This window comes from Corallococcus llansteffanensis (genome assembly GCF_003612055.1).
Lineage (GTDB): Bacteria > Myxococcota > Myxococcia > Myxococcales > Myxococcaceae > Corallococcus > Corallococcus llansteffanensis.
Window position 1 is genome coordinate 1 of the sequence record NZ_RAWB01000961.1, and the last position, 1,828, is coordinate 1,828.

At 73.2% G+C, this 1,828-nt stretch carries 1 protein-coding gene; it reads right to left on the bottom strand.

Going from position 1 to position 1,828, the window contains the following annotated elements:
* Window positions 1–116: 116 nt before the first annotated feature.
* Entirely contained in the window at window positions 117–1,802 is a 1,686-nt protein-coding gene (locus D7V93_RS42495; RefSeq protein ID WP_120648623.1) for a HEAT repeat domain-containing protein, read from the bottom strand.
* Window positions 1,803–1,828: the final 26 nt, after the last annotated feature.

A 1,828-nucleotide genomic window follows, 5' to 3' on the forward strand; every position in this document is an offset into this window, starting at 1 on the left:
GACGCGGCCAGCTCCAGGCGCGAGGGCGCGATGGGAGCGACGGCGTGGATCAGCGGAATGGGGGCGGCCATGGGGGGCTGGACTCTAACCGCCGCGACCGGGGGTGCCAGTCCGTCTCAGGGAGGGGTGGACGTGGCCAACCGGGAGGCCGCCACGGCCCGGACCTCGGGGGAGGGATCCCGCTCGCGGGCCAGCTCCAGCAGGAGGACACCCACGGGCTTCGGCAGCTTCGCGTTCGACGCCTGCAGGGCCTGCGTGCGCTCCTTCACGCCCTGCGACAGCCGCTCGGCCACCTGCTGATCCGCGCAGGTGCGGACGCCAGGGTGCTTCTGGCGCAGGAGCAGCTCCGCGTCCGCGAGCTTCGCCTCCGCGAGGCGCACCGCGTCCTGGGCGGTGCGCTCGAAGGAGGCCAGGTCCTCCGGGAACTCCGTCTTCACCGCGCGGGCCCGGGTGATGGCCTGGGCCGCGAACCGGGCGTCCACCGCCGCCGCGCAAAGCTGCCGGGCGGCCGCCAGGGGCACCCCACCCTCCTCCGACACCGCTTCATCGCGAGCGGTCGTCTGGGCCCACACCGAGAGCTGCCGGGCCGCCACCGCCGCGGAGAAGGCCTGGTGGCGCTGCTCGCGCAACTGCACCCAGCGCCACAGCACCACCGGATCCGTGCCGCCGGACTCGTACACGCGCTGGTACTGGCTGGCGGCCTCTTCGAGCTGGCCGCTCAGGTCCAGCAGCGCCGCGACCGTCAGGTACAGCTCCGGGCTGCTCGCGCGCTCCCGCAGCGACTCCAGCCGGACGGCCACCTCGTACCCGGCCACGGGGGCAGGCAGCGCGGAGAGCACCGAGCGCAGCGACTCCAGCGCGTTCTGGCGGATCAACGGATTGCGGGCCGAGCGCAGCGCCTCCAGCAAGGGATCCAAAACACGCACCGAAACGTGCTGCCCCAGCTCCTCCGCCGCCTGCCAGCGGTCCAGCGGATCCGGCGCCACGAGCGCGCGCTTCAGGTCCTCCAGGTCGCGCAGGTAGTGGCCGGCCTGCATCGCGCGCGCGGCGGGCTCGGTCCGGGCCAGGGCGCCCTGTTCGGCGCGGGCGCGGGCCAGGCGCGCGGGGAAGCCCGTGAGCTTCGGCCCCAGCGGGTGGACCTTCACCTTGGCCTCGGCCTCGTCCACGAGCCCGGAGACGAGCAGCCCCTCCAGCTCCAGCTCCAGCAACCGGACGCGGGCCTCCTCGCGGTGCGCGCCCGAGTCGAAGTCGCGCAGATAGGCGAAGAGCTTCCCGGCGTTGGTGGCCTGGGCGTAGGTCTCCTCGTCCAGCTTCCGCGCCAGCTCGTCGCGGCGCGGCCCCTCGGCCTCCGCGCGCAGGAGGGTCGTCATGCGCCCCAGGTCGGTCGTGGAGCGGACCTCGCGCCCCTGGGCCGCCTGCAGCAGGGCCTTCGCCTCGTCCTTGTGCGTACCGTCAGGGTGCTCCGAGAGGAACTGCTGCCACGCCGCCTCGGTGTCCACCTGCTTCGCCGCGTTGAAGCGCAGGCCCTCCAGCAGCGCCTTCACCACCCGCTGCTGCGTCGCGTCCGGGTACGTCTCCAGGAAGCGCTTGTAGGCGATGACCGAGTGCAGCCGCTTCGCTTCATCGAACTCCAGCCCCTCGATGCGCCCCTGCGCCGTCGTCACCTCCGGATCATCCGGGTTCTCGCGCAGGAATTCGCGGTAGGCCTGCACGGTGTCCTGCTCGCTCGCGCGCTCGAAGGACATGTGGGAGCAACCGGTGGCCAGGAGCAGCAGGGCGAGGGCGCGGCGGAGGGTGGGCATTCCCCTCCAGCAATACCCCACCTGTC